Origin of the sequence: Streptomyces bohaiensis (assembly GCF_012033785.1) — a bacterium.
GTDB classification, from domain to species: domain Bacteria; phylum Actinomycetota; class Actinomycetes; order Streptomycetales; family Streptomycetaceae; genus Streptomyces; species Streptomyces bohaiensis.
Genome location: NZ_JAAVJC010000422.1, coordinates 1 through 2875 on the forward strand (window position 1 = coordinate 1; position 2875 = coordinate 2875).

General features: G+C 75.4%; 3 protein-coding genes. All 3 read left to right on the plus strand.

From position 1 onward, the window contains the following. Positions 1-83: 83 nt before the first annotated feature. The 3 genes from HCN52_RS23500 (at position 84) to HCN52_RS23510 (ending at position 2856) form a co-directional block, all read left to right on the plus strand. On the plus strand, positions 84-623 hold the full coding sequence (locus HCN52_RS23500) for a YqgE/AlgH family protein (RefSeq protein WP_168090441.1): 540 nt from the start codon (positions 84-86) through the stop codon (positions 621-623). 11 nt (positions 624-634) lie between these two features. Further along, positions 635-925 carry a DUF3039 domain-containing protein gene (locus HCN52_RS23505; RefSeq protein ID WP_168090442.1) on the plus strand — a complete coding sequence of 97 codons (291 nt, stop codon included), beginning with the start codon at positions 635-637 and terminating at the stop codon, positions 923-925. 185 nt (positions 926-1110) lie between these two features. Next, complete coding sequence (locus HCN52_RS23510; RefSeq protein WP_168090443.1) at positions 1111-2856, plus strand: beta-N-acetylhexosaminidase; 1746 nt, start codon at positions 1111-1113, stop codon at positions 2854-2856. Positions 2857-2875 lie beyond the last annotated feature (19 nt).

Here is a 2875-nt window from a genome sequence, read left to right on the forward strand (position 1 = left end):
TCTGGTTGGGGAAGTCCGAGCGGCCGGTGGCGACCACGGCGGCGGTGCGCCGGGCCTCGGCCGGGTCGACCTCCGGGTCGGGGTTGGCCAGCGCGAAGACCACGGCACCCTCGGCCCTCACCGACCCCACGTTCCGCCGCTCCGTCGTGCTGGTCGCCCAGCACGACGACGAGGGGGCGGTCGGCGTGGTCCTCACCAGCCCCGGCGAGACACCGGTCGCCGACATCCTGGAGAAGTGGGCGCCGCTCACCGGTGACCCGCCCGTCGCCTTCTTCGGCGGGCCGGTCGCCCTCGACTCGGTGCTCGCCCTCGCGGTCGTGCCGCGCGGCCGGCCCGAGGGATGGCGCCGGGTGCGCGGCTCGGTCGGCATCGTCGACCTCGACGCGCCGCCGGCCGTCCTCGCCGACGCCGTGCGCGGGGTGCGGGTCTTCGTCGGCTACGCGGGGTGGGGTGCGGGACAACTGGAGGAGGAGCTGGCCGAGGGCGCCTGGTACGTCGTGGACGCCGAACCGGGGGACGTCCTCACCGACCGCCCGCGGGCGCTGTGGCGGTCCGTGCTGCGCAGACAGGGCGGGAACCTCGGCATGCTGGCCACATATCCGGATGACGCGTCGCTGAATTAGGCTTGGTGACCATGAGCACTCTCGAGCCCGAGCGCGGGGCGGGCACCGGCACCCTGGTCGAGCCGACCCCGCAGACCACGCACGGCGATGGCGACCACGAGCGCTACGCGCACTACGTGCAGAAGGACAAGATCATGGCCAGCGCGCTCGACGGCAGTCCCGTCGTCGCGCTCTGCGGCAAGGTCTGGGTGCCCGGCAGGGACCCGAAGAAGTACCCGGTGTGCCCCATGTGCAAGGAGATCTACGAGTCCATGGGCGCTTTCGGCAAGGGCAAGGACGGCAAGGGCGACGGCAAGAAGTAGTCGCCGGCGGCGCGTGGGGCCCGCGTCCCACTCGCCCCGCCCCGCGCCCGCGCCGCCCCGGGGTGGCGGTGGTGCGGGCGCCGTACCGCCCCGCGGCTCTGCCGTGGTCACCGCAGGTCCGACGCCCGTTGCGTGCACCGCAACGGGCGTTGCGTCGCGCGCGTGGGCACGGCACGGTGGCCCGCATGACCTCGCCGCGAACCGAGAACGACCCGCCCCTGCTGCCGGGACTGATCCCCGCTCCGCGCGCCGCGCACACCACCGGGGAGACCCTCACCCTCGACGAGTCGACGGTGTTCGACGCCGGTGAGGGCACCGGCGTCGCCGCCCGCCTGCTGCGGGCCGAGCTCACCGCCGCGACCGGGCTGCCGCTGCCGCCGCCCGGCGCGTCCGCCCCCGCGACTGCCGTCCGCCTCCGTGTCGACCCCGCGGTCGGCGGCCCCGAGGACTACACCCTGGTCGTCACCGCGCACGAGGCCGTCATCACCGGTGGCGGCGGCGCCGGCGTGCAGCACGGCGGCCACACCCTGCGCCAGCTGCTCGGCTCGCCCGCCTACCGGCGCGCCCCGCTGCCCGGTGCGCGCTGGCGGGTGCCCACCGTCGAGATCGAGGACGGCCCCCGCTTCGGCTGGCGCGGCTTCATGCTCGACGTCTCCCGGCACTTCATGCCCAAGGACGGGGTGCTGCGCTACCTGGACCTGCTGGCCGCCCACAAGCTCAACGTCTTCCACCTCCACCTCAGCGACGACCAGGGCTGGCGGGTGGAGATCCGCTCCAAACCGCGGCTGACCGAGCAGGGGGCCTGGCGACCCCGCAGCCGGTTCGGCCACCGCGACTCCCCGCTCTGGGACGAGCAGCCGCACGGTGGCTTCTACACCCAGGACGACCTCCGGGAGATCGTGGCGTACGCCGCCGACCGGCACATCACCGTGGTGCCGGAGATCGACATCCCGGGCCACTCGCAGGCCGCCATCGCGGCCTACCCCGAACTCGGCGTCCCCGACGTCCCCGACGGCGTCGACACCGGCGTCTGGACCGAGTGGGGCATCAGCCCCCGGGTGCTCTTCCCCGGTGAGGAGACCGTCCGGTTCTTCGAGGACGTCTTCACCGAGCTACTGGAGATCTTCCCGGGCGAGTTCGTCCACCTCGGCGGCGACGAGTGCCCCCGCGACCAGTGGGAGCGGTCCGCGGCCGCGGCGGCGCGCGCCGCCGAGCTGGGCCTGGACGGGGTGGCGGAGCTCCAGCCGTGGTTCCTCGCCCACTTCTCCCGCTGGCTGGCCGAGCGGGGCCGCCGCCTCATCGGTTGGGACGAGATCCTGGAGAGCGCCCCGGAGCACGCCGGGGAGCCCTTCCGGCCGGCCGACCCCGACGACCCCGCCGCGGCGGCGCGCGCCGCGGGGCTCGACCCCGGTGCCGCGGTCTGCTCCTGGCGCGGCTACGCGGGCGGTCTCGCCGCCGCGCGCGCCGGCCACGACGTGGTGATGTGCCCGGAGCAGCAGGTCTACCTCGACTACCGGCAGGCCGACGGGGACGAGCCGTTCCCGATCGCCTACGTCCGTACGCTCCACGACGTCTACCGGTTCGAGCCGGTCCCGCCGGAACTGGCCGGAACCGATGCCGAGCGCCACGTCCTGGGCGCCCAGGCGAACCTCTGGACCGAGGTCGTCCAGGACCGGCGCCGCGCCGACTACCAGGCGTTCCCCCGGCTGTGCGCCTTCGCCGAGGTCGTGTGGTCCCGGCTGCCGGCCCCCGAGGACCGGGACACCGGGGAGCTGGACCGCCGGATGGCGCACCACTACCCGCGATTGGACGCGCTGGGCGTCGAGTACCGGCCACCGGGCGGCCCGCTGCCCTGGCAGCGCTCCCAGCTGCCGGAGGGGATGCCCGGCTCCCTCGGCCGGCCGCGCGAGGGCGCCCCGCCCGCCGGCTGAGCCCGGGCCGCCGCCGCCC

Coding starts and splice junctions, on each gene's coding strand:
- HCN52_RS23505 (WP_168090442.1), top strand. CDS start 635: ATGAGCACTCTCGAGCCCGAGCGCGGGGCGGGCACCGGCACCCTGGTC.
- HCN52_RS23510 (WP_168090443.1), top strand. CDS start 1,111: ATGACCTCGCCGCGAACCGAGAACGACCCGCCCCTGCTGCCGGGACTG.